This is a genomic window from Staphylococcus sp. LCT-H4 (assembly GCF_001866145.1).
GTDB classification, from domain to species: domain Bacteria; phylum Bacillota; class Bacilli; order Staphylococcales; family Staphylococcaceae; genus Staphylococcus; species Staphylococcus succinus.
This window is the reverse complement of sequence record NZ_MODY01000004.1, coordinates 81,262-105,971: the sequence shown is the minus strand read 5'-3', so window position 1 is coordinate 105,971 and position 24,710 is coordinate 81,262. Positions and strand designations below refer to the sequence as shown.

At 33.0% G+C, this 24,710-nt stretch carries 22 protein-coding genes and 1 pseudogene; 13 read left to right on the top strand and 10 right to left on the bottom strand.

Annotated elements, in window-relative coordinates:
- Positions 1-4: 4 nt before the first annotated feature.
- On the bottom strand, positions 5-1,693 hold the full coding sequence (gene ilvD, locus BK821_RS11495) for a dihydroxy-acid dehydratase (protein WP_046838145.1): 1,689 nt from the start codon (positions 1,691-1,693) through the stop codon (positions 5-7).
- Positions 1,694-2,371: 678 nt separating this feature from the next.
- Between ilvD and tsaE the strand changes: the two genes are divergently transcribed.
- From tsaE to BK821_RS11470, 5 genes are all read left to right on the top strand, one after another.
- A complete protein-coding gene (gene tsaE, locus BK821_RS11490) occupies positions 2,372-2,806 on the top strand; it encodes a tRNA (adenosine(37)-N6)-threonylcarbamoyltransferase complex ATPase subunit type 1 TsaE (protein WP_046838119.1) in 435 nt (144 codons plus the stop codon).
- Positions 2,787-3,449 carry a tRNA (adenosine(37)-N6)-threonylcarbamoyltransferase complex dimerization subunit type 1 TsaB gene (tsaB, locus tag BK821_RS11485; RefSeq protein ID WP_071331696.1) on the top strand — a complete coding sequence of 221 codons (663 nt, stop codon included), beginning with the start codon at positions 2,787-2,789 and terminating at the stop codon, positions 3,447-3,449. The genes tsaE and tsaB overlap by 20 nt, the downstream gene beginning before the upstream one ends.
- Positions 3,422-3,886 (top strand): ribosomal protein S18-alanine N-acetyltransferase, encoded by a 465-nt coding sequence (rimI, locus tag BK821_RS11480; RefSeq protein WP_046838121.1) that lies wholly within the window; start codon positions 3,422-3,424, stop codon positions 3,884-3,886. The genes tsaB and rimI overlap by 28 nt, the downstream gene beginning before the upstream one ends.
- Positions 3,879-4,901, top strand: coding sequence for a tRNA (adenosine(37)-N6)-threonylcarbamoyltransferase complex transferase subunit TsaD (gene tsaD, locus BK821_RS11475; protein WP_071331695.1), 1,023 nt, complete (start codon positions 3,879-3,881; stop codon positions 4,899-4,901). Before rimI ends, tsaD begins: the two co-directional genes overlap by 8 nt.
- Before the next feature lie 275 nt (positions 4,902-5,176).
- Positions 5,177-5,599: a VOC family protein gene (locus BK821_RS11470; RefSeq protein WP_071331694.1), complete on the top strand. Its 423-nt coding sequence runs from the start codon at positions 5,177-5,179 to the stop codon at positions 5,597-5,599.
- Between the two features lie 52 nt (positions 5,600-5,651).
- Here BK821_RS11470 and BK821_RS11465 read toward each other — a convergent pair.
- Together BK821_RS11465 and BK821_RS11460 are read right to left on the bottom strand one after the other, a co-directional pair.
- Positions 5,652-7,243 (bottom strand): annotated as a pseudogene (locus BK821_RS11465) (MutS-related protein).
- A 370-nt stretch (positions 7,244-7,613) separates the two neighbouring features.
- Positions 7,614-9,542, bottom strand: coding sequence for an ABC-F family ATP-binding cassette domain-containing protein (locus BK821_RS11460; RefSeq protein WP_071331693.1), 1,929 nt, complete (start codon positions 9,540-9,542; stop codon positions 7,614-7,616).
- 150 nt (positions 9,543-9,692) lie between these two features.
- Here BK821_RS11460 and BK821_RS11455 point away from each other — a divergent pair, with 150 nt between their 5' ends.
- The 6 genes from BK821_RS11455 to BK821_RS11430 all read left to right on the top strand — a co-directional run bounded on the left by BK821_RS11455 (position 9,693) and on the right by BK821_RS11430 (position 15,640).
- On the top strand, positions 9,693-10,334 hold the full coding sequence (locus tag BK821_RS11455; RefSeq protein ID WP_046838126.1) for a redox-sensing transcriptional repressor Rex: 642 nt from the start codon (positions 9,693-9,695) through the stop codon (positions 10,332-10,334).
- A 307-nt stretch (positions 10,335-10,641) separates the two neighbouring features.
- Positions 10,642-11,736 carry a YeeE/YedE family protein gene (locus tag BK821_RS11450; RefSeq protein ID WP_046838127.1) on the top strand — a complete coding sequence of 365 codons (1,095 nt, stop codon included), beginning with the start codon at positions 10,642-10,644 and terminating at the stop codon, positions 11,734-11,736.
- 21 nt (positions 11,737-11,757) lie between these two features.
- Positions 11,758-11,985 (top strand): sulfurtransferase TusA family protein, encoded by a 228-nt coding sequence (locus BK821_RS11445; RefSeq protein WP_046838128.1) that lies wholly within the window; start codon positions 11,758-11,760, stop codon positions 11,983-11,985.
- Between the two features lie 146 nt (positions 11,986-12,131).
- Positions 12,132-13,094 carry a LacI family DNA-binding transcriptional regulator gene (locus BK821_RS11440; RefSeq protein ID WP_046838129.1) on the top strand — a complete coding sequence of 321 codons (963 nt, stop codon included), beginning with the start codon at positions 12,132-12,134 and terminating at the stop codon, positions 13,092-13,094.
- Positions 13,095-13,193: 99 nt separating this feature from the next.
- A complete protein-coding gene (locus tag BK821_RS11435; RefSeq protein WP_071331692.1) occupies positions 13,194-14,678 on the top strand; it encodes a sucrose-6-phosphate hydrolase in 1,485 nt (494 codons plus the stop codon).
- The gene (locus BK821_RS11430; protein ID WP_071331691.1) at positions 14,675-15,640 is read left to right on the top strand and encodes a carbohydrate kinase family protein; all 966 of its coding nucleotides are present in this window, start codon (positions 14,675-14,677) and stop codon (positions 15,638-15,640) included. The genes BK821_RS11435 and BK821_RS11430 overlap by 4 nt, the downstream gene beginning before the upstream one ends.
- A 58-nt stretch (positions 15,641-15,698) precedes the next feature.
- Here the strand turns inward: BK821_RS11430 and agrA are convergent, their stop codons facing one another.
- From agrA to BK821_RS11400, 6 genes are all read right to left on the bottom strand, one after another.
- Positions 15,699-16,415 (bottom strand): quorum-sensing response regulator AgrA, encoded by a 717-nt coding sequence (gene agrA, locus BK821_RS11425; RefSeq protein WP_069824785.1) that lies wholly within the window; start codon positions 16,413-16,415, stop codon positions 15,699-15,701.
- Between the two features lie 12 nt (positions 16,416-16,427).
- Complete coding sequence (gene agrC, locus BK821_RS11420) at positions 16,428-17,723, bottom strand: quorum-sensing sensor histidine kinase AgrC (RefSeq protein WP_046838133.1); 1,296 nt, start codon at positions 17,721-17,723, stop codon at positions 16,428-16,430.
- Positions 17,724-17,748: 25 nt separating this feature from the next.
- Positions 17,749-17,886: a cyclic lactone autoinducer peptide AgrD gene (gene agrD, locus BK821_RS11415; protein ID WP_046838134.1), complete on the bottom strand. Its 138-nt coding sequence runs from the start codon at positions 17,884-17,886 to the stop codon at positions 17,749-17,751.
- Positions 17,883-18,458, bottom strand: a complete 576-nt coding sequence (locus BK821_RS11410) for an accessory gene regulator AgrB (protein WP_046838135.1) — start codon at positions 18,456-18,458, stop codon at positions 17,883-17,885. Before BK821_RS11410 ends, agrD begins: the two co-directional genes overlap by 4 nt.
- 978 nt (positions 18,459-19,436) lie before the next feature.
- A complete protein-coding gene (locus tag BK821_RS11405) occupies positions 19,437-20,222 on the bottom strand; it encodes a carbon-nitrogen family hydrolase (protein WP_046838136.1) in 786 nt (261 codons plus the stop codon).
- Positions 20,223-20,409: 187 nt separating this feature from the next.
- Positions 20,410-21,039: a nitroreductase family protein gene (locus BK821_RS11400; protein ID WP_071331690.1), complete on the bottom strand. Its 630-nt coding sequence runs from the start codon at positions 21,037-21,039 to the stop codon at positions 20,410-20,412.
- Between the two features lie 190 nt (positions 21,040-21,229).
- On the opposite strand from BK821_RS11400, the gene BK821_RS11395 reads away from it, so the two are divergent.
- Complete coding sequence (locus BK821_RS11395) at positions 21,230-23,401, top strand: SdrH family protein (protein WP_071331689.1); 2,172 nt, start codon at positions 21,230-21,232, stop codon at positions 23,399-23,401.
- 97 nt (positions 23,402-23,498) lie between these two features.
- On the opposite strand, the gene mroQ is transcribed toward BK821_RS11395, so the two are convergent.
- The gene (mroQ, locus tag BK821_RS11390) at positions 23,499-24,242 is read right to left on the bottom strand and encodes an intramembrane glutamic endopeptidase MroQ (protein WP_046837553.1); all 744 of its coding nucleotides are present in this window, start codon (positions 24,240-24,242) and stop codon (positions 23,499-23,501) included.
- Positions 24,243-24,419: 177 nt separating this feature from the next.
- Between mroQ and groES the strand changes: the two genes are divergently transcribed.
- Complete coding sequence (gene groES, locus BK821_RS11385; RefSeq protein ID WP_046837554.1) at positions 24,420-24,707, top strand: co-chaperone GroES; 288 nt, start codon at positions 24,420-24,422, stop codon at positions 24,705-24,707.
- The last annotated feature ends 3 nt before the right edge of the window (positions 24,708-24,710 follow it).

The window sequence follows — 24,710 nt, the reverse complement described above, 5'->3', positions numbered from 1 at the left end:
CTCCTTAAATAAGGTTTTCGGGTACTTGCATAACGCCGCCTGTATTTGCACTTGTAACTAACGCCGTGTAACGCGCAAGGTAACCAGTTTTTACTTTGGCTTTAAAAGGTTTCAAGTCTTGCTTTCTAGAATCTAAAGTTTCTGTCGAAACATCTACATCTAAAGTACGGTTTGTTAAATCAATGATAATTTCATCGTCATCTCTAATTAACCCAATTGGACCACCAAATGCTGCTTCAGGAGATACATGTCCTACTGCAATACCTCTAGTTGCTCCTGAAAAACGACCATCTGTAATTAATGCTACATCTTTTCCTAAGCCTCTACCGACAATTGAAGAAGTAGGTGCTAACATTTCAGGCATTCCTGGACCACCTTTAGGCCCTTCGTATCGAATAACAACGACGTGTCCTTCTCGAACAACATGGTTATCAATTGCTTCTACAGCTTCATCATGTGAATCGAAACAAATTGCTTTACCTTTAAATACTTTAATTGAAGGATCAACACCACCGACTTTAATAACTGCACCGTTTGGAGCTAAATTACCATAGAGTATTGAAAGACCACCTTGTTTATCATAGGGATTGTCTAAGTGTCTGATAACATCACTGTTTAAAATTTCTTTGTTTTCGTTATTTTCTCTAAGCGTTTTGCCTGTTGCTGTAACACGGTCAGGGTGTAATGTACCTTCTTTTTTAAATAATTCATTTATAATTGCTGGTACGCCGCCTGCTTCATGAACATCGTGCATTGAGTATGAAGAACTTGGAGCAATTTTTGAAAGATACGGTGTCTTCTTAGCAATTTCATTGATTTTAGATAAATCATAATCAATGCCCGCTTCATTTGCGATAGCTAATGTGTGTAATACAGTGTTTGTAGAACCACCCATTGCCATGTCTAATGCGAAAGCATCGTCAATTGCGTCTTCAGTAATGATATCTCTAGGTTTTAAATCATTTTTAATATTATCTACTAATTTGAATGCAGCTTCTCTTATCATTTCTCTACGTTGGTCGCTGACTGCTAATGCTGTACCATTGTATGGTAATGCTAAGCCTAAGACCTCCATCAAACAGTTCATCGAGTTAGCTGTAAACATTCCTGAGCAAGAACCACAGGTAGGGCAAGCATTTTGTTCCATGTCTAAAAATTCATCTTTTGAAATAGAACCATCTTTAAATGCACCAACTGCTTCAAACATTGAAGATAATGTTAATGCTTTACCTTCAGAAGATAAGCCAGCTTTCATTGGACCACCTGAACAAAATATAGCTGGTACATTTGTTCTTACTGATGCAAGTAACATACCTGGAGTAATCTTGTCACAGTTAGGGATGTAAAATACACCGTCGAACCAATGTGCATTAATTACTGTTTCAGCAGCATCTGCAATGATTTCTCTCGAAGGTAGAGAGTACCTCATTCCAATATGTCCCATTGCGATACCATCATCTACGCCAATAGTATTGAATTCAAAAGGAATAGCACCAGCTTCACGAATTGCTTCTTTAGCTATATCTCCTAATTCTCTTAAGTGAACATGTCCTGGAACAATATCGATGTATGAATTACAAACAGCTACGAAAGGTTTATTCATATCAGTTGGTTTCTCTAATGCACCTGTAGCGTGTAAAAGACTTCTTGCTGGAGCTTGTTGATCTCCTTTTTTGATCATATCGCTTCTCATGTATAATTCCCCCATAAAATTGAAAATAAAAAAGCGTCCCAATAAATAATTGGGACGCTTTTAAGTCCCATTCAACTAGAAATAGGACTTAAACGTTTAGTAGTTGCTTTACTAAAGTTCCAGTCCTACGAGCATAATAAAATGACTAAAATATTTGAAGTTGTTGGTTTGTAGTGCATTGAATTTTGGGTCATTTTATTATACTCCTCTCGATAGAATGGTTTATTATTTTTGATTTGTTTGAAATATCTAAAAATTTGATAAATTAAATTTACTACAATGTAGGGGGTGTGTCAACAATTATTTGCAATTTTCTTTCAATTCTAACTATTTTAAGTTTAACTAAGAAGTTGTATCGCTGTGACGTAAAATGCTTAAAAATTTGTTAAACTATAAGAGTTAATTTAATAGAAGCATCAATAATTTCTTTCAATTCACTTATAATCTTTTACATTGTAGATAGAAACTATTGGTATATTCATTACAGAAATTCATGTTAGCGAAGATATTACTTATATTGAGCAAACTCATGCATAACCACCAGTAATCTCAATAAATTGAGAACTGTTTAAGAAGTATACATGAGCAAACTCATGCATAACCGCCAGTAATCTCAATAAATTGAGAACTGGCGATAAAAAGGAGAGGGACGTCATTAATATCAAGGGTTTAGATGATATGGCTATGTTTGGTGAAACGTTAGCGAAGCACTTATCTCAAGGTGATTTGATTTTACTCAATGGTGACTTAGGTGCAGGGAAAACTACACTGAGTCAAATGATTGGTAAAGCTTTGGGTGTGAAGCGTAATATTAATTCGCCAACATTTAATATTATTAAGTCATATCAAGGTACAAATTTGAAATTACATCATATGGATTGTTATAGATTAGAAAATTCGGAAGAAGATTTAGGATTTGATGAGTATTTTGAAGATGAGGCGGTCATTTTGATTGAGTGGAGCCAATTTATAGAAGAATTTTTACCTTCAACTCATTTAACAATAAATATTACAACAATAGGTAACACAGAACGGAGTATTGAAATGATAGCTGAAGGCAATCATTATTCAACAATAAAGGAGGCAGTTGAAAGTGAATTATCTAATGATTGATACATCGAATCAACCGATGTCAGTTGCAGTGATGCAAGATGATAATGTGCTAAGTGAAATTAATTCGAATTTAAAAAAGAATCATTCTGTACAGTTAATGCCTGCGATAGAGCAAGTTATTGCTGAAAGTCAATTAGATAAAACAGATATTAATGCAATTGTTGTGGCAGAGGGACCTGGCTCATATACTGGCTTGAGAATAGGGGTTACAGTTTCCAAAACATTGGCTTATGCTTTAAATACAGAATTATATGGCGTATCATCACTTAAAGCTTTAGCAGCTACTGCTGAAGAAGATGGACGCTTGATTGTTCCAATCTTTGATGCTAGACGTGAAGCAGTATATACCGGGATATATCAATATCAAGCTGGACAAATAGTAGAAGTTGAAGCAGATCAATACTTACCTATAAAGGAATTACTATCATTGTTACACGAAAAAGGGCAAGCATATAAATTTATAGGCATAGATACCGAACATTTAAATCATTTACTTGATAGTTCTTGTGAACCTAACATACCACAAGCCAAACTAATGAAAACACTTATAAATACGCCTGCAAATGTCCATCAATTTAAACCAAACTATATTAAATTATCTGAGGCTGAACGTAATTGGTTAAACCAGAAGAACAAGAACTAAATATTCGCTTAATGGCTAAAAGTGATGTGCCGCAAGTATTTGATATTGAACGAAATAGTTTTAATGATAGTAGTTGGACGATTGATGCGTTTTATCATGAAATAGAACAAAATGAATTTGCGCATTATTTCATTGTAGAGTTTAAGGACAAAATAATAGGATATATTGGCGTATGGATAGTAATTGATCAAGCACAAGTAACGACGGTTGCCATTGATGAAGCATATAGAGGCTATGGTCTAGGGCAATTGTTATTAAAATATGCAATGAATTATGTACAAACAAAATGTGACGTAATGAGTTTAGAAGTACGTGTAGATAATGATGTTGCACAACATGTCTATACAAACTTAGGTTTTCAATTTGGAGGAAAACGAAAAAATTATTATGGTCAAGGTGAGGATGCGTTAGTAATGTGGGTGAATTTAAATGAGTAAAGAAACATTAATATTAGCAATAGAGTCGAGTTGTGATGAAACAAGTGTAAGTATTATTAAAAATGGTACTGAAATATTAACAAATATCGTATTAAGTCAAATAGAGAGCCATAAGCGTTTTGGTGGTGTAGTTCCAGAAGTTGCAAGTCGCCATCATGTTGAAGGAATTACAACAACTGTTGATGAGGCGCTTATTGAGGCTGAGATTACAATGAACGATGTTGATGCAATTGCAGTGACACAAGGTCCAGGATTAATTGGTGCGTTACTCGTAGGTATTAATGCAGCCAAAGCTTTAGCTTTTGCCTATGATAAGCCTTTAGTACCTGTACATCATATTGCTGGGCATATTTATGCAAATAATTTAGAGGAGCCCTTACAGTTCCCATTAATGGCATTGATTGTTTCAGGTGGTCATACAGAACTCGTATATATGAAAGACCATTTGAGTTTTGAAGTGATTGGTGAAACGAGAGATGATGCTGTAGGTGAAGCATATGATAAAGTGGCAAGAACGATTGGTCTTAATTATCCAGGTGGGCCTCAAGTTGATCGTCTAGCAAGTGAAGGGCAGGATAGTTATCATTTTCCGAGAGTTTGGCTCGATAAAGATAGCTATGATTTTAGCTTTAGTGGATTGAAAAGCGCAGTAATCAATAAACTGCATAATTTACGTCAAAAAGGTGAAAAGATTAATCATGCGGACGTGGCTACAAGTTTTCAAAACAGTGTGGTAGAAGTATTAGTAGGGAAATCAATTTCGGCTTGTAAACATTATAATGTGAAACAACTTCTTGTTGCTGGAGGCGTAGCTAGTAATAAAGGATTACGTTCAAATCTAGTAGAAGCGTGTGCTTCACAAAATATTGCATTGTCTATACCAAGCCCAGCATTGTGTACAGATAACGCTGCAATGATTGGAGCAGCAGGGTATTATTTATATCAAGCAGGCTTAACAGCTGATATGACATTAAATGGATTTAACAGCATGGATATTGAATCCTTTTCAATATAGTTATGATTAACCTCGTGTTGTAACGATTAAATAGACACTAACGAACAGTGTAAATAAACCCAAGTGTTTGAGGTTTAAAATGAAAGGCCATGTTACGTAAATAGTAACGTGGCCTTTTACTTTGGATATTTTTTAAAGGACAATGGGATAATTTATTGAAACGTTTTTATACGAACTGTAAAAGGGTATAGCTATAAGTAGAATTAAAAAATGTAATTTGTAATTATAGATAGTAAAACTGCGCAAATAAATGAAATTTAAAGGAGGAATTATAGATGAAATCAATTCAATATTTTAACTTTCAAAATAGCTTGTCAGCTTTGAACTTTTATGAAAAACACTTAGGTGCAACGAATATTCAACGGCTCGGTGGAGATGATGAGATGTTTGACGATATGCCTAAGGAATACCAAGTTGATGATGATTTTACGATGCATGCATCTTTTGAAATATTAGGTGAAACGTTTTATTGTAGTGATACAATGGACAATAAAAAGATAGATAATAGTGGTGCAATTGCAGTTTTTACATTTGATTATACGAATGAAGCGGATAAGGATAAAGCGGTGGCATTTTTTAATAAAGCCATCGAAGGTGGATGTAAAGCGACAATGCCATTAGGTAAAACGGAATGGTCTAAACTATATGGTATGTTTAATGATCCATTTGGTGTAACTTGGATGATTAATGCTGAATAAATCAATATAAAGAAGGCCCTTTTATCAAAATAAAAGGGCCTTCTTTATATAATCAGTCTACTTTTGACTTGGCGCGATTATAGATTTGATGTGGGAAGTCCATGATTCTTAGCAGTTCAATCGCATTACGTGTGTTTGCTTTACCCGCTTTGATTTTATAGTCAAAGACAATGTTATCATCAGCTATGGATTCATTAAAATGAAAATTCTCATAGGTTTTTTCTAATAATGAGGATAGTTCAATATCATGTGTAGCTGCGATAACGTGATAGCCAGAAAGTTGGTCTAAATAACTCAATACCGATTCTGAAGCGGCAATACGTTCGGTTGTATTAGTACCTTTAAAAATTTCATCAATAAAACAATATACTTTACTTTGGGAATGAAGCTCAAATAAACGTCTTATCGATTTGATTTCTGTCATAAAATAGCTATCACCTGATAATATATCATCTTGATTGACCATTGAAGTATAGACTAAACCTGGCTTATAAGTGAAGCGAGATGCTGTAACAGTGTCTACAGTTTGTGCTAAGACAAGGTTTAACGCAACTGCTTTCATAAAAGTAGATTTACCCGATGCATTTGATCCTGTGAGTAAGATAGGATGTTTTATTTTTAAATCATTTGAGATAGCTTCAGAAATAAGGGGATGAGTTAGCTCATCAAAATCAAGAACATCAGCTTGTGTGCGCTCAGGAACAGTGTGATTATTTAACGTTTCTCTCCATAATGCGACGGAATAATGATTATCGATACTAGAGATGTACTCATAACAAGCCATAACTTCTTCATCATAAGTTTTGAAACTCTTTTGAATTAAATGGAATATTTGATAATCCAACATAAACATTAATTTAAATAGCATAGCAATAACAAAAGCTTCATCATTAGAATTAATGCGACCTAACAATCCACTAAATTTGCGTGCCGTTTTAAAATGATTGAAGTTAACATTTAATTTAGGTGCTTGTTCTAAATTATGTATATCATAAGCCTTTTTAATAACGGTTGACGTATAAAACATGGAATTTAAATCTTGATCAAATGTTTTTTTAACGAACCACTTAAAATCATGTTAAAAATTAACGAAAAAATGGTTAATATTATCCCGACACTTGGGGCAAAAAATGTCGCGATTAAAAAAATCAAAGGTAAGTATGTACATAGCATGAAAAAATTATTGCGTTTTACATACAATAATTGGTTAGGAAACATAGGGTAAATCGCTTTGCCTATTTGTGCTAAATGGAAAGAAACCTGCTGTCTAAAAGAAACATCTGTTTTGAAATGTCTAATCAGTTTACTATCTTTAACTTCGAACATACGTCTTAATGCAGCATATAATCTCATTTCACCAATTGCAGTGAAATTAAAATTCATCTTATCAAATACAGCATCCATATTTAAATCAGACCATGTTTTATCATCTAAAAGAATGTGCGCATCATATTGATGCTTGAAAGAATCATATTGATAACTATATCTGTGATAAGGGCGTATAAAATTTTCTAAAGGTTTTCGTCTATCCCATAAAGATTGAATATTGTGTTTTAGTTTTTTATTACCTATGATTTTTGATGCTAATGTGATTAAAATAGCAGCTATAACAAAGGCGATAAAAAACCATAATAGTGTGGGCATAAATAAGGTCATTCCTTTCTTAATATTGCGAAACAATACACTTTAATTATGACATGGTTGTTTGATTTGAACAAATGACAGTTTGTACAAAGACATGTTGCGTTTGTTTAAAAGTCAATAGGGAACATGCGTACTTATCAACAAAAAGTGTATAACGTGTGGATAAGTGGTGGTTATCTATGTGGATATGCTCCGATTTCTGAAAATTAAAAACAAGAAAAGTTTCGAATTCTCCTGTGGATAACTAGGATAACTCTGTGGATAGCCATAACAAAGGGAAATTCATTGTGAATAGAATGAAGGTAGAATTATATAATAAAAAAAGTGAAAGTAGAATAGTCTACTTTCACTTTGATACACTTAATGTGTGTTATAACAACATTTCTTGTAATTCTGCCCATTCAGCCATAACTTCTTCTAAATGCTGTTCGGCTGTTGCTTTTTTAATTGCTATGTCATTTGCTTTGTCTGGGTTTGAATAAATATCAGGTAAGGTGAGTTGTTCGTTGAGGTCACTAATTTCTTGTTCATAACTTTCAATTTGTACTTCACATTGCTCTATTTTTCGCTCAATTTGTCTTTGCTCACGTTTTTGCTGTTTCTGATCAATATAAGTATTACTTTGTTGAGCTACAATATCCGACTGTGAAGGATTATCTAATTCTTTTTTCGCCTGAATAGCTGCTTTTTCTTCTAATTTCTCAATATAATATTGATAGTCACCTAAATAAATTGTGCCGCCATCATGGTCTAAATCTAAAATTTTATTTGCTAATTGATTTATAAAGTAACGATCATGCGAGACGAATAATATTGTACCTTCAAAATGGTCTAAAGCTTGCTCTAACATTTCTTTTGAATCAATGTCTAAGTGGTTGGTAGGTTCATCTAAGATGAGTACATTATTGCGTTCTAACATAAGTAATGCTAATTGTAATCTAGCTTTTTCGCCACCAGATAAGTCATTAATTATTTTTTTTACATCTTCTTGAACGAATAAAAATCGTCCTAAAACAGCACGAATATCCTTTTCGTTCATTGTAGGATATTGATCCCAAAGGTAATCGAGAATTGTTTTATTTGATTTAAATTCAGCTTGCTTTTGATCGTAATAGCCTATTTTTAAATTAGCACCTTTGGTAATTTCACCATTTAACTTCTCTTGTATACCGGCGATAGTTTTGATTAAGGTTGATTTACCTATACCATTGGGTCCAATAATAGCTACGTGATCGCCCTTAGTGATTTCCATATTAATGCCTTTAGTTATTGGAGTTTCATAACCGATTTCTAAATTTTTTATATGGAAGACATCGTTACCTGTGTTTCGATCGAAATCGAATTGAATGTTCGCACTTTTAGCATCAATCATAGGTTTGCTCACACGTTCAATTTTTTCTAGCATTTTACGTCGACTTTTGGCCATACCAGTAGTCGAAGCACGAGCAATATTTTTTTCGACAAACGTTTCAAGACGTTTAATCTCAGCTTGCTGATTTTCATATTCTTGCATACGTTTCTCATAGTATTTATCTCTTTGCTCTATAAATTGACCATAATTACCTACATAATGTTGCACATCTCCAAGCGCTACATCATATACTTGATTGACAATTTTATCTAAGAAGTATCTGTCATGACTTATAATGACGATAGCACCTTTAAAGTAATTAAGGTAACCTTCAAGCCATTGCGTTGTTTCCATATCTAAATGGTTAGTAGGCTCATCCAATAGTAATAAATCAGGTTCACTTAGTAGCATTTGTGCTAGTGATAAACGTGTTTTTTGTCCTCCGCTAAAATCATTAATAGGACGATTAAAATCCGCTTCTGTAAAGTTTAAACCATGTAGTACAGTTTTAATTTTACTTTCATATTGGTAACCTTCTTGTTGCTCAAATTGATTAGATAATGATTCATAACGATCGATATGATATTTATAATCTTCGGTATCATATTCATTTGCATGCTGTGCTAACCAATCTGTTTCTTTCTTCATTTCCATTTCCATTTGCTTCATATGTTCAAATGGCTTTGACATTTCTTCAAAAACAGTTTGTTTCGTATCTAAAGTCATTTGTTGGGTCAAATAACCTAATTTAAGATTTTTAATTTTAGAAATTTGTCCAGTATCATAATCTTCGACGCCAGCAATAATTTTCATTAAAGTAGATTTTCCGGCACCGTTTCGACCTACAATGCCTATACGTTCGCCAGTTTTAACTTCGAAATTTACATTATTAAAAATGTCTTCTCCATCGAATGATTTTGATATGTCGTTAAGTTGTAATAGTATCATCTGATTTGCACCTCTCTATTCATTATCATTCTACAGTATTCAAGGCTTGGATAAAACTATCAGTGTTTATTTTTATTAGTCATTAATGTATAATGTTGTAGTGATTATAAGATTATTCAGTATTAGATAATGAAATAGGGGGACAACATCTTGGCTAATCAAAGCGAAAAGATTCCTCGTGCCACATTGAAACGTTTACCGTTGTATTATAGATTCGTCAATACATTGAAATCTAAAGGCATTGATAGAGTTAATTCAAAAGCTATTAGTGAAGGATTAAATATTGATTCTGCAACTATCCGTCGTGATTTTTCATACTTTGGTGAGCTTGGCAAAAAAGGCTATGGCTATAACATAGATAGTTTATTACATTTTTTTAAAAATGAAATAAGTGAAAATGACGAAATTAAGATTGCAATCGTAGGTGTAGGGAATTTAGGGAAAGCATTATTAACTTATAATTTCTCTATACATGATGAGATGACGATAACGGAAGCTTTTGATATACGAGATGAAGTAATAGGGACAGAAATAGGTAATGTCAGTGTAAGTGCATATAATGAAATTACTGACATACTTACACGAGAAGATATAGATATTGTCATATTGACCACACCTGAAGATGTAGCACAACAAGTGGCAGACACTTTAGTAGCAGCAGGTGTGAAAGGTATATTAAACTTTACTCCGAGTCGTGTAATAACGCCATCTGATGTTCAAGTACATCATATTGATTTAGGGATTGAATTACAGTCGTTATTATTCTTTATGAAAAATTATAGCAATAAATAATATAGGTAAAGTAAAGCTAGCTTATGATCAATACTAGACGTGATACAATGCGTTGTGTATTGAGTAAGCTAGCTTTTTTATAAGTGTTTTGCATTGGATTACAAGATGAGGGTTAAGTTAAATTGACAATTGAATGCATTATCTCGTATTACAAAGCTTCATTAATTGTAATTAATTTTCGCGCTTGATTTGTAATAATATTTAGAAACAACTTTTTCTGATGAAGTATATGAGTATAGAGGTTGAAATTTTATACAATTTCTAATATCATTAATCTTATTGATTTTATCGGGAAAGAGGTTATGGAATGACTTGGTTAATAATTAGTGGTCTTGTTGTGGGAGCACTTTTGGGCTTTGTTATGCAAAGGACAAGGTTTTGTTTAGCAGGTGGATTTAGAGATATGTATGTGCAAAAAAACAATAAAATGTTTTATGCCTTATTGATTGCAATAACTGTTCAAAGTATTGGGTTACTGATACTGACATCTACTGGAATGGTTCAAATTCCAGAATCAACGTATCCAATTATTGGTACGGTTATCGGTTCATTTATTTTTGGTATAGGTATTATTTTATCAGGTGGCTGTGCAACAGGTACTTGGTATAGAGCAGGAGAGGGATTAATCGGAAGTTGGTTAGCACTGATAGCTTACGCATTTACTTCAGCTGCAACTAAATTTGGTATTCTGTTACCATTAATGAATGGTTTGAATAAACCGACAACAGTAAATACAAGTATGTCACAAACGACAGGTATTCCTACTTGGGTATGGGTAGCGTTATTAACAATCATTACAGTGATTTTTGTAACTAAAACGTTACGTAAACCAAAACCTAAATTTGCAGTACCAAAATTAAAACAAAAATTTACAGGTGTACGCCATTATTTATTTGAAAAAAAATACCACCCATTTGTTGCAGCCATTGCGGTAGGATTAATTGCGTTACTTGCATGGCCTGTAAGTGAAACGACAGGTAGAATGTATGGATTAGGTATAACGACGCCATCAGCGAATATAATTCAATTTTTAGTGACAGGTGATACAAAACTAATAGACTGGGGCGTATTCCTTGTGCTTGGGATATTCTTAGGATCTTATATTGCAGCTAGAGGCTCAAGAGAATTTAAATGGAGATTGCCAGATAAGAAAACGATACGTAATAGTGTCATTGGTGGTATTTGCATGGGATTTGGTGCTTCAGTAGCAGGCGGATGTTCAATTGGCAACGGCTTAGTTGAAACAGCAACGATGTCTTGGAAAGGTTGGATTGCACTCGTATCTATGATATTAGGCGCATGGTTCATGAGTTATTTTATTTTTATTAGACCAATGAAGAAAGCGCAAAGTGCATCACAAACAGAAAAAAATACAGTATCTTCTCATACGCAAACAACTTAATTTTGAAGGAGGAAATGCATAATGGTATATGAATTAGGAACAGTCGGTATGGTTTGTCCATTCCCTTTAATTGAAGCTCAGAAGAAAATGAACACGTTAGATAACGGTGATGAATTAAAAATAGATTTTGACTGCACGCAAGCTACAGAGGCATTACCAAACTGGGCAGCAGAACAAGGTTATCCTATAACGAACTACGAACAACTAGACGATGCTTCATGGACGATTACGATTCAAAAATCTGAATAAAACAAAGCATAAACCAACTTGCAATAATTAGGAGTTATATACTTAATTATCTAAGTTGGTTTTTGTTTTAAATAGTATTTAAAGCGGTTGCAATATGATAGAATGAATACTGTTTACAATAGCTAATTAATGAGAGTGAGAAGACTATGAAAAATATTGCTGATATTGCAAAAATTGCTGGCGTATCAAAGAGTACTGTTTCTAGATATCTAAATAACGGGTCGGTAAGTGTAAAAACAAAGCAAAAATTGGATAAAATCATTCAAGAAAATGACTATCAACCTAATCAATTTGCCCAAAGTTTAAGAGCGCATAGAACAAATATGATTGGTGCAATTATACCTAGAATGAATTCTTATGCAGTAGATGAAACGATAAAAGGCGTAAAATCAGTGTGTAATGATTTAAACTATAGGTTATTGCTAAATTATACCAATTTAGATGTTGAATTGGAGATAGATGCCTTAGAAACTTTTTACAGAAGTAAAGTCGACGGTATTATATTGATGGCTACAGAAATTACACAAAGACATTTAGAAGTCATTAATAAAATTAATGTACCGGTTATTATCGTGGGTCAAGAACATAAAGACTTACATTGTATTATTCATGATGATTTTCATGCTGGATACCTTGTGGGTGACACTATAGGAACAAAAGGATATAAAGATGTCCAATTCTTTGGTGTAACAGAAAGTGATATTGCAGTTGGTATACATAGAAAAGAAGGCTTGATTGCGGGTTTGAGAACACACGGTATTACACCTCATATTTCGCATACTTCCTTTAATTATAAAGAAGCGATGATAGATGTTGCCAGTGAATTGGAAACCCATACGCATTATGACGCAGTTGTAGGTGCTACAGATTCGATTGCATTAGCAGTTCATAAATTCACCTCGGAGCATAAAAATCAATTAAAAAATCAACTTATTGTTGGATTTGGCGGAGATCCCGTTACCGAAATTGTATCTCCATCTATTAGTACAGTAATTTATCATTTTGAACAAGCAGGAGAAGTATCGATGAATAAATTAAATCAAATGATTCAACAACAACATATTGAAACGCGAATAACGATAGATGTGACGCTATCATTTAAAAGGTAGACGAAACATAATATATATAATAGAATTATATGGAACCGGTACCAAAAACAGAAAATAAACATACTAAAGTTAAAATGTTGATAGTAGGAGGAAATTGTAATGACTGAATGGACGAGAGAAAAACGCTATCAAAGATATGAGGAGGTCGATCAACAAACGATTGATATATTAACTGATCAAGTTGAAAAATCTAAATATAGACAAACATTTCATATTCAACCTAAGACTGGATTACTGAATGATCCCAATGGATTGATATATTTTAATGGGGTTTATTATGTATCGCATCAATGGTTTCCTTTAGGTCCAGTGCATGGTTTAAAATATTGGTATACATATACAAGTAAAGATTTGATACATTTTAATGCGGAAGGGCCATCGTTGAAGCCAGATACGAGAGATGATAGTCATGGGGTATATAGCGGTAGCGCCTTTGAATATAATGGCAATTTATATTACATGTATACAGCAAATCACCGTGATGATGACTGGAATAGAATTTCCACACAACACATAGCAAAAGTAAATCATGATGGGAGTGTAGAAAAGTTTCCCAAAGCAGTCATTAGTGCACCACCAGAAGGATATACCCAACACTTCAGAGATCCTAAAGTATTTACTAAAGATGGTGTTTTCTATGCAATAATAGCTGCTCAAAATGATTTAGAGCAAGGTAGAATTCTACAATATTATTCTACAGATATTGTGAATTGGGAATTACAAGGTGAGATTCAAACCAATTTAGAAGCGTTTGGTTATATGTGGGAATGTCCAGATTATTTTGATTTAGATGGTCATGATTTAATGCTATTCTGTCCACAAGGTATTGAACCATCTGGTGAGCAATTTCGAAATATTTATCAATCTGGTTATATTATGGGACAATATGATCTCAATCAGTTGAAAATGAATCACGCAGATTTTCATGAATTAGATTATGGGTTTGATTTTTATGCGCCTCAAACATTTTTAGACGAAAATGGTCAACGTATCTTAATAGGTTGGATGGGGTTGCCAGAAATAAATTATCCTTCTGATAAAGATGGATGGGCGCATTGTTTAACCATACCTCGTGTGCTCTCGGTTGAAGAAGGCAACTTAAAGCAACGACCTATTAAAGCCCTCGAACAATTAAGAACAAATAAAGAAACGGCTTTAGGTTATGCCAATAAATTCACCAGACAATTACATCCTTATGATGGTAAACAGTATGAACTAATTATTGATATATTGGAAAATGAAGCTACAGAAATATATTTCGAAGTACGAACGTCTAAATCTCAAACAACTTTGATTACTTATAATACTAGAGCAAAGAAAGTAACATTAGACCGAAGTGAAAGTGGCAAACTACCAGAACACGTTGATGGTACTACACGTAGTACCTATTTAGATACGCCATTATCAAATTTACAAATATTTATTGATACTTCAAGTATTGAAATCTTTTGTAATAACGGTGAACGTGTAATGACCTCAAGAATATTTACAGATGATGATGCTACTGGTATAAAAGCTTCCACAGAATCAGGACAAGTATACCTTAGATTTACAAAATATGATTTGAAGGATGATGAAGGATGAAACGACTATTAGCGATTGGCGAAGCTTTAATTGATTTTATACCTAATACGACAGACTCTAAATTAAAAGATGTCGAAGGATTTTCGAGACAAGTAGGAGGCGCACCTTGCAATGTAGCGAGTGCTACTACTAAATTAGGTGGTAAAGCTGAAATGATTACCCAATTAGGTAATGATGCATTTGGTGATTTAATTGTAGAAACAATAGAGGATATAGGTGTCAATACCAACTATATTAAACGTACAAACGAAGCCAATACTGCATTAGCTTTTGTCAGTTTGACAAAAGAAGGAGAACGAGATTTTTCTTTTTATCGGAAGCCTTCCGCTGATATGCTCTATCAACCAGAGTATATTCAGGATATTGATGTAACACAAGATGATGTATTGCATTTTTGTTCTGTTGATTTAGTGGAGAGTCCAATGAAGCAAGCACATAAAGCTTTAATTAAAAAAGTGAGCATTGCAGGAGGCACAATAGTTTTTGATCCTAATGTACGATTGCCACTATGGGAAAACGAAGCGGATTGTAAACATGCAATTCAAGAATTCATACCACTTGCCAATATAGTTAAAATTTCGGATGAAGAGTTAACTTTTGTCACTGGTCAGAATGAAGAACTACAAGCTATTCAATGGTTATTTCAAGGTGAAGTTGAAGCGGTAGTTTATACGAAAGGTCCAGACGGGGCTGTGATTTATTTGAAAGATGGCACGGTAATTGAACAACCAGGATTTAAAGTGACGGCCGTTGATACTACTGGAGCAGGTGATGCCTTTATTGGTGCGTTAATAAGTAAATTATTGACTTCCGAATGTAATGAGCCAATTCAATTATTAAAAAATAATGGTCATGCCATACTTGAATTCAGTAATTATGTAGCAGCCATGGTTACAACTCAATATGGAGCAATTGGAAGTATTCCTACTATAGACGAAGTAAACAAAGCTTTGATTAAATAACAATAAAAAGAAGACTTAACATGGTGGATAATCACATGTTAAGTCTTCTTTTTATGTATTATATTTTCTTGACATTTCTCACTGAAGCATAGCAATGTTCGTTGTTTTTAAAGTAAACAATACGTGATTTAGAATCTATAGACTCTATGTTATGTCGATTTATAACAAAACTATTATGACATCGGAAGAATCTATCATCAAGTTGATCCAGCTCTTTAAGATTGCCGTAAAATTCGATTTGACGATTATCTAAATGAGCAATTAATCTATGTGATTTAGTAGAGGATTCGAAAAACATAACATCATCATATTGAACATAGACTGAATTACTGCCACGTTTTAATTCTATCGTTTCCACATTAGATTCTTTGGAAAGTAGTTTCAATCTAGATTCAGAGGTATTAAGACAATCAATAATTCTTGATTTTAATTCATCAGGGTCATCTTTGAAGATGAAGTCCATAGCAGCAACTTTATACACGAAAGTAAGATAGGTAAGTTCACTATGACTTGTAACAAAAATAATATTACCGACAGGATCATATTTACGAATTTCACTTGCGAGTTTAATACCATTAATATCAGAGTTTAATTGAATATCTAAGAAGTAACATCCAATGTCGCTCGTGTTTTTTGAACGTTCTAGTATTTCATAAGGATCATCAGTTGCAACTTCAATTTGCATGGGTTTCTCTTCAATCATGATGTAGTTGTTGATGATTGATATCATATTTTCACGTTGTCTTGCATCATCTTCACATATGAATATTTTCATGTTTTCACATCCTTATGAGTCAGAATTTAAAATTTCTACTTTTTGAATAAAGTAGTCATTATCAATGGTTGTATCTAATAAAACATTAGATGTGGCATCAGTCAACTCTTTTAAAGTAGATAACCCTAGACCACGATTTTTACCTTTTGTAGAGAAATTCTCTTGAAAGAGTGTGTGGATACGTGGCATATTCGGTTCACATTTATTCATCACAATAAACATTACTGAATCATCATTGTCTTTAATGAAAGCAATACGAATAAGTGGATCGTCTTCTATTTTTTCTGAAGCTTCTATTGCATTATCAAGTACGATGCCAATGACTCTGCTTAAATTAATAATAGGCATATCAATTCTCTCTATAGGTTCTGGCACTTCTATACTAATTCTAATACTTTTTTCTTGCGCTTGTAATATCTTTGTTGTTAATAGACCCTTGATTTCACGGACTTTTAGGTTTTCAATACCGTTAATTTTTATAGTGTTCATTTGCATACTATCTTGCATAGGTAAAATTTCTTCGTTGAAATATTTTTTTAAACCGTCCATATCACTTTCCCTAATGAATTCAGACATAGTAGATAGTATGTTCACATAATCATGACGGAATTTACGCATCTCATTATTAATATTTTCTATTTGTAGAGTATATTTATAATAATTTTCAATTTCCTGCATATTACGCTTGTACTGAATTTGTCGAATAATACTAAAAGAGATAGTAATAATGAGTATAGCAATCGTAATTATGAAAACAGCATACATTACAACTACAAATTTAATATCAGCAAAGGACATTATTTTATTAGGAACATAAGAATAAAGTAATAACAAGGCTATCAAAAGTAAAGTACCAACAATACTTAAATAAATTTTATTTAATGATAAATCAGATCTTAATAGCTGATTCATGAAAAATCTGGCTATAAATGAAAAAAATAAAGTTATTATAGCAAAAATAATTAAATATAATATATTAAAAATCAAACTAGTTTCTATATAATCATAAATCATTGCAGCTAACCAGATTGATAAAAAATTTGCTATATATAAAATGAAGAAAATAATTAAAATAGAAACAAGACCAATAACTTTGTTCTTAAAATATATAAATATTGCTGAACCTATCAATAAAACGATCATAGCTTTAGTATTGAAAAAGTAAAAAACAATAGTAGAAGGGATTATAATCCCTAAAATAGAAATATAATCCCTGAAATTGTAGTTAATATTATTTAATATTTTTATGATGACAAATAAAATTATTGCTTGAAATAACGTTAAAATTATTGAGTTTAAGATTGCCATTTTCCACACACTTTCTAAAGAAACATTATTCGTACAATTTAGTTATTTCTGATGGTACTTCAGGCTCATCAAAAAAACCACCGCAAGGTTTTGCTCCTGCAATCACACCTAGTACTGAGAAAAATTTAGCAAATAAGTTTAAAATAGATTCAAAAATATTCATGATTTAACATCCTCCTTAGGGAAAAATATAGGTAGTTGAGTTCCTGCAATTAATACAATACCCAAAAGTATTAATTGTTGGTAAGAATCTTTGAAAAAAACTGAAATAATTAATAATAATAAAGTTACGACAATTGTTTTGGATTTTTTTCTTTTTTTCAATCTTATTGGAATTGGTTGTTTTTTTGTTTCTGCTGGTGCATAAATTACTAAAACAACAAAGCCAATGATTGCTAATGAATACATAAACAGACTAGACACGTTCATATACCCTAAAAGCCAAGGTAATAAAACAAAAAATAATAAATTTTGCATATGACATAGTAATGAAGATTTTGCATGAGCTCCATGTGCATATAGTCTAATGAAAAAATATGATAAATGTACAGTCAGTGTATAAAGAAAGAGATGGCATAGGATTGAAACGCCATATGTTACTAATGCTTTAAAAAAGTTACTGACAACTACTTGCATTCCCAAACGCATCTTTAAATATTCAATGTGTTCTAAGTTATTGCGCTGTTGTAAGTATTTTGAAAACTTATCAATTTTATTATCAATTAACTTTGACATTGCGTTTCTCTCCTTATGCGTATTATACAATTTTAATTAAGTTTTAGGCGTCTTATTGCGTAACTGTATATTTTGTGTTCCTAACTGTTGAAAATCTATATCTGTTCAATTTTAACATATATTTTTGTACAGTTAAGAATAAAATATTACAAGTTAAGGAATTTTTAACGAAGTACGTAAAATACATGGTTTAATGTACTTGTATCACAAAGAAGTGATAAACATTTTACAAATCATCTAATAACTTTTGTTTGAATGATGATGTTAATTAGGCTTAAGAGCAGGGGCCTAATTAATTAACTAATATTGTAGCTCTACTTTTTTCGTATAGTTGTTATAGTTACAAATTAGTTCTCGTTTTTCAATTCTTTGAATACAAACAGAGGAGGCTGATGTAGTGACAAATGACATTCCAGCAGCAATTAGTGGTTTTGTAAAATAGTACTAACAAGTACATAAGTGCTTAATTTATTAAGCAAACTTGTTTGATTTGTAGAATATTCCCAATTCTCCTATCGACTTGTATTTATTTCAGATTTGTAGACCTTCCCAGTCTCTAATCGAGAATCATTTTAATTATTCAGATTTGCAGACCTTTCCCAGTCTCTAATCGAGTTTCATTTAATTACTTGGATTTGTAGACCTTTCCCAGTCTCGAATCAAGAATCATTTTAATTATTCGCATTTGAAGAACATCCCCAATCTCAAAGCGGATTCTATTTAGATTTGTAGACCCTTCCCAGTCTCAAGTCAAATAACATTTTAACATTGTCTATAACAGAGACAATTTAAAGGATTAACATGTAAGCTATCGTAAACATCATTCAATTTATCATTATAATCGGTAAATTCACTAAATTTTTTTCATAATTAATAACATCCCCAAAAATAGATAGAGAAATAACTGTAAAACATTCCCTTAATAATAAGTTACAAAAACCGTGAGCCCCTCCCAAGCTCACGGTTTTTATTATGCTATTATTTATATAAATGTGGTCTTAAGTTTTTAAAGACAGGTATTGCTTCACGTTGTGCTGTGACTTCATCTAAATCTAATGAACATGATAAATGGTCAGGTTTATCTTTTAATTGTGCAATAATTTCACCATTTGGATTAATTACAAGAGAATGTCCTGCATATTGAGTCTTTCCATCATCGCCACAACCATTACAAGCTACAACATATATATCATTTTCAATTGCACGTGCTTTTAAAAGGGCGATCCAATGATCTACTCTTACTTCAGGCCATTGAGCAACGTAAAACACAATTTGTGCTTCCTTTCTAGCGGGATAGCGTAGTAATTCGGGAAAGCGGAGATCGTAACATATAATTTGTGTTACTTTTGCTCCATTAGATAAGGTGAATGCTTCGGGCACAGCATTTCCAGCAGATAAATAACTAGGTTCATTGAGCATTGGTACAAGGTGGACTTTATTATAGCTATTGATCAAATAACCATTTCTTGATACTGCAAAAGCAGTGTTATAAATATCGCCTTTTAAATTATTTGATACAGATCCTGCAATGACATCGACTTTATATTGGATAGCGAGTTTGGAAATAAATTCAAAACTTCTTGATAATTGATTATCTGATAATTCTTTTAATTGGGGTAGGGCATAACCATTGTTCCACATTTCTGGTAAGACTACGATATCTGTTTCTGACGTGACATATTCTGCAAACCAATTTGTAATTGTTTCTTCATTTAAAGAAACATTGGCTGGTTCAACTTTAAATTGAAATATTTCTATATTCATCTCTATCGCCCCTTAGCTTAGTGTTAGGACAAATATACTAGATATAAATGTATAATTCAAAATTAATATAAGATTTTTTAAATAGTTCAATTCAATCATAAGTAACAAATAATAAAACTGTCGATAATGAAAGGGTCATTATCGACAGTTTTATTTTGATTTATAAATGATTATTTAGCTATATTAATTATTTTCTAACTAAAAAGCGTTTGCTTACATCATGAAATTCTTTATCGCCAGCTTCTTCACGAATATTCCCGAAAGGCATTTGTGCTACTAATTTCCATGTGTTAGGAATTTCGAAAGTTTCAGTTACAGCTGCGTCAACTAATGGATTATAGTGTTGTAATGATGCCCCTACGCCTTCAGTACTCAAAGCAGTCCAAATTGCAAATTGGTGCATTGCATTTGTTTGGCTTGACCAAATAGCAAAATTCTCAGCATAATTAGGCATTTGATTCTGTAAACCTTCAATTACTTCTTGATCTTCAAAGTAGAGGACTGTGCCGTGTGAATGTTTGAAGTTATCAATTTTATCAGAAGTAGGTTGGAAATCACGGTCATCGCCCATAACTTTTTTCAGTTCATCTTTAGCAATGTTCCAAAATTTATTATGGTTATCATTTAATAACAATACAATTCTTGTTGATTGAGAGTTAAATGAAGACGGTACGTGTTTGATTGCATGCTCTATAATGCTTTCTACCTCATTGTCAGAAATTGAAATATCTTGATCTAAGCTATAGATTGTACGTCTTGATTCTATTGCATTTTGAAAAGTAGTTAAGCTACTTGTATTTTTACTAAAAAGTCCCATTGTGAAAACTCCTTCTTAATCTAATTTATATATTAAGTATAATAATTATATTCGAGTTTGTAAATAGGGTTTTACATAAAATTTCAAAAAGGTTAATATTATCTTTCAAAACCTTACTTTTAATGAAAAAAACTACGATTTCTAATATACTAAGTTATGATAGTGAAAAATTCTTTTAGGAGGTGAGTGTATGAAAAATTATATTTCACATAAATTGATAGTTTCCAGCTTTGCATTTGCTTTAAGTGCAACCTTAGTATCCAAACCAACACATGCTGCAGGTGAGCAATTGGATAATCAGCTGCAAAATAATTCAAGGACTAATAGCGAAATAAATGATAATCAAGAGACTTCAAATATATTGAATGATGATACTAACCAAGATATGCAACAAAAAGTGAATAGCTCAGGGATGAATCATCCAAGATTGGTTGAAGATCCAGCTCAAGTGGTATCTGCAGTGAGTGGTAGTGATAAAACGAAAAATATAACAGATACCTCACAATCTAATGATACGGATCAAGATAACAGCGATGGAACCGAGGAACCAACGCAACCAGATAATCGAAGCGATGATGGAGCAGGAGACACTTCACAACCCGATGACACGGATCAAGATAATAGCGATGGAACCGAGGAACCAACGCAACCAGATAATCGAAGCGATGATGGAGCAGGAGACACTTCACAACCCGATGATACGGATCAAGACAATAGCGATGGAACCGAGGAGCCAACGCAACCAGATAATCGAAGCGATGATGGAGCAGGAGACACTTCACAACCCGATGATACGGATCAAGACAACAGTGATGGAACCGAGAAACCAACAGAACCAGATAAACCAAGTGATGGCGGAACCGAGGAGCCAACAGAACCAGATAATCCGAGTGATGATGGAACAGGAGACACTTCAAAGCCCGACGATACGGATCAAGACAATAGCGACGGAACTGAGAAACCAACAGAACCAGATAATCCGAGTGATGGCGGAACAGGAGACACTTCAAAGCCCGATGACACGAATCAAGATAATAGCGATGGAGCCGAGGAACCAACGGAGCCAGATAACCCGAGTGATGATGGAGCAGGAGACACTTCAAAGCCCGATGATACGGATCAAGATAACAGTGATGGAACCGAGGAACCAACACAACCAGATAAACCGAGCGATGATGGAGCAGGAGACACTTCAAAGCCCGATGATACGGATCAAAACAACAGTGATGGAACCGAGGAACCAACGGAGCCAGATAAACCGAGCGATGATGGAACAGGAGACACTTCACAACCCGATGATACGGGTCAAGACAACAGTGATGGAACCGAGAAACCAACAGAACCAGATAAACCAAGTGATGGCGGAACAGGAGAGCCAACGCAACCAGATAACCCGAGCGATGATGGGGTAGGAGACACTTCACAACCCGATGATTCAAATAAAACTACATCATCAGGTAGTACAAATCAAAACAATAGCGCCCCAAATAATCCGACAGAGCTAAATCAATCAGATGATAGTAAAAGTAATACAGGAGGGCATGCTACCGAACCTACCAACACAAGCAGTAGTATACTAGCCAATCCAATAGAATCATCCAAGTCTAATAAGTCAATGGGGTCTTCAAATTCATTAACAACTATTAAACCAAGTGAAAGTGCTACTCATGAGTCAAACACTACAGAAAAGACAAAATCGTCTCAAACTATTGATAACAATGAGAATGACCAAAATCTTAGTAGCAATGAACATAGTAATGCATCCACGCAATATGTTTCAGGGAATAATGAGGATAATATCACTTATAGTGATTTAGCTGTAAATGATGAAGAAAAGAACGAGGACTCAGATGATGGACAATTGATTAGTAGATTTAATCAAATGTCAGTAGGGTCTTTTAAATATAATCCATTTGTATTAAATCAAGTAAGGCAGTTAAATAATAATGTAGACAAAGTATCAGATAAAGATATTTCAGCGATTTTAAGAAAACAAGATTTTGCTGATAATTCTTATTTAAATAAGTTACAAAAAGATACGAATTATTTTAAGTTCCAATATTTTAATCCTTTAAAGTCTAGTGACTATTATAAGAACTTAGATAAACAAGTTTTAGCATTAATTACAGGAGATATTGGAACGATGCCGGATTTGAAAAAACCAGAAGGTAAAGCTTTAACTGGTAAATACGAATATCATTCTAGTAGCGATGAAGAGATGACCCATACAAAAGAAAAAGAAGCCTCAGATACCATTGATATAAAATTTGAGAGAACCTTATTTGCGCTAATGACAGCAATGATTATGATATTTATAGGTATGGTTGTTGGTTATTTTGTACATCGTAAAAATAAAAAGTAGTAATACTAAATTTGGATTGAAGAATCATCTAAAATAATAAAAAGGCAGTGCTCATTTACTAATGAGCACTGCCTTTTATAGTCTATCCATATCCATATTAATAAAGGAAATGAAGAATAAAAGAAGCTGATTCTTGTAGCTCTTTTATTTTTTCAGGTCCAAGGAAGACTTGTATAATAACTACAAACCCATTTTGCATTATATGTACAAGGATTGGAACCCAGATTCGCTTAGTATAGGTATATAAAGCAGCAAAGATGAAGCCCATACCAAAGTAAATCATGAAGAATGAAGGATCACCATGAGCAGCGCTAAAGATAATTGAACTTACAATTGCAGCTACAAGGAAACGTAAAGTTTTATTCCCCTTCATAATATTATATAATTCTCCGAAGATTACCTTCCTAAAGACAAATTCCTCTAAAATAGGTCCAACAATTGAAATTAAAATAATAAATATAGGTATTTCATTTGCTACCTTCATTAATCTTTCAGTGTTAGGACTTTTATTAGGCGCACCAAATACGTACATGTTGATTACGCCAGCAACAACTTGGTAAATCATTACGATAACATAACCTATAATTGCCCAAAGAATAACATACCGTTTTTTCTCTTTGGGTTGTTGTTCTAAACGTGTAGGATTAGCTATGAAATTATTTATAATAATAATGATAACTGCTGCAATAATAAATAATGCTACTTGCGCGTAAATATTAGCAAAGAGAAGCTCTTTGCCAGTAAAATTGTTAAATAAACCTGCCATTTGTATGAAAGCAACACCAAATTGTGCAAGTCCGTAAATAATTAATGTCAAAATGGACACCCATATACGAGACATAATGAACCTCCAAAAATTAGATTATAATTTATTTTATCGTAAAACTGCTCGGTACACAAAATTTAGTTCAATAGTTTTAACTTGAAATATTGACCAAATTTGATTATTATAGAAAGTAGATTAGCACTCACAATCTTTAAGTGCTAAAAGATTTACTATTTTAAGGAGGAACATTCAATGTTAAAGCCATTAGGTAGTCGAGTAGTTATTCAGAAAACAGAACAAGAGCAAACAACAAAAAGTGGTATCGTTTTAACGGATAGCGCTAAAGAAAAATCTAACGAAGGTACTATAATTGCAGTAGGTGCAGGTCGTACTCTAGAAGATGGTTCTCGAATTGCTCCTGAAGTAAAAGAAGGCGACAAAGTAGTATTCCAACAGTTTGCTGGTACAGAAGTTAAACGTGGAGACGAAACATACTTAATCGTTAATGATGACGATATATTAGCAGTTATTGAAGCATAATAA

Excerpts from the sequence above, each read along its gene's own strand:
- ilvD (WP_046838145.1), bottom strand. The coding sequence starts at position 1,693 with ATGAGAAGCGATATGATCAAAAAAGGAGATCAACAAGCTCCAGCAAGA.
- tsaE (WP_046838119.1), top strand. The coding sequence starts at position 2,372 with ATGGCTATGTTTGGTGAAACGTTAGCGAAGCACTTATCTCAAGGTGAT.
- tsaD (WP_071331695.1), top strand. The coding sequence starts at position 3,879 with ATGAGTAAAGAAACATTAATATTAGCAATAGAGTCGAGTTGTGATGAA.
- BK821_RS11470 (WP_071331694.1), top strand. The coding sequence starts at position 5,177 with ATGAAATCAATTCAATATTTTAACTTTCAAAATAGCTTGTCAGCTTTG.
- BK821_RS11460 (WP_071331693.1), bottom strand. The coding sequence starts at position 9,542 with ATGATACTATTACAACTTAACGACATATCAAAATCATTCGATGGAGAA.
- BK821_RS11450 (WP_046838127.1), top strand. The coding sequence starts at position 10,642 with ATGACTTGGTTAATAATTAGTGGTCTTGTTGTGGGAGCACTTTTGGGC.
- BK821_RS11445 (WP_046838128.1), top strand. The coding sequence starts at position 11,758 with ATGGTATATGAATTAGGAACAGTCGGTATGGTTTGTCCATTCCCTTTA.
- BK821_RS11440 (WP_046838129.1), top strand. The coding sequence starts at position 12,132 with ATGAAAAATATTGCTGATATTGCAAAAATTGCTGGCGTATCAAAGAGT.
- BK821_RS11435 (WP_071331692.1), top strand. The coding sequence starts at position 13,194 with ATGACTGAATGGACGAGAGAAAAACGCTATCAAAGATATGAGGAGGTC.
- BK821_RS11430 (WP_071331691.1), top strand. The coding sequence starts at position 14,675 with ATGAAACGACTATTAGCGATTGGCGAAGCTTTAATTGATTTTATACCT.
- agrA (WP_069824785.1), bottom strand. The coding sequence starts at position 16,415 with ATGAAAATATTCATATGTGAAGATGATGCAAGACAACGTGAAAATATG.
- agrC (WP_046838133.1), bottom strand. The coding sequence starts at position 17,723 with ATGGCAATCTTAAACTCAATAATTTTAACGTTATTTCAAGCAATAATT.
- agrD (WP_046838134.1), bottom strand. The coding sequence starts at position 17,886 with ATGAATATTTTTGAATCTATTTTAAACTTATTTGCTAAATTTTTCTCA.
- BK821_RS11410 (WP_046838135.1), bottom strand. The coding sequence starts at position 18,458 with ATGTCAAAGTTAATTGATAATAAAATTGATAAGTTTTCAAAATACTTA.
- BK821_RS11405 (WP_046838136.1), bottom strand. The coding sequence starts at position 20,222 with ATGAATATAGAAATATTTCAATTTAAAGTTGAACCAGCCAATGTTTCT.
- BK821_RS11400 (WP_071331690.1), bottom strand. The coding sequence starts at position 21,039 with ATGGGACTTTTTAGTAAAAATACAAGTAGCTTAACTACTTTTCAAAAT.
- BK821_RS11395 (WP_071331689.1), top strand. The coding sequence starts at position 21,230 with ATGAAAAATTATATTTCACATAAATTGATAGTTTCCAGCTTTGCATTT.
- mroQ (WP_046837553.1), bottom strand. The coding sequence starts at position 24,242 with ATGTCTCGTATATGGGTGTCCATTTTGACATTAATTATTTACGGACTT.
- groES (WP_046837554.1), top strand. The coding sequence starts at position 24,420 with ATGTTAAAGCCATTAGGTAGTCGAGTAGTTATTCAGAAAACAGAACAA.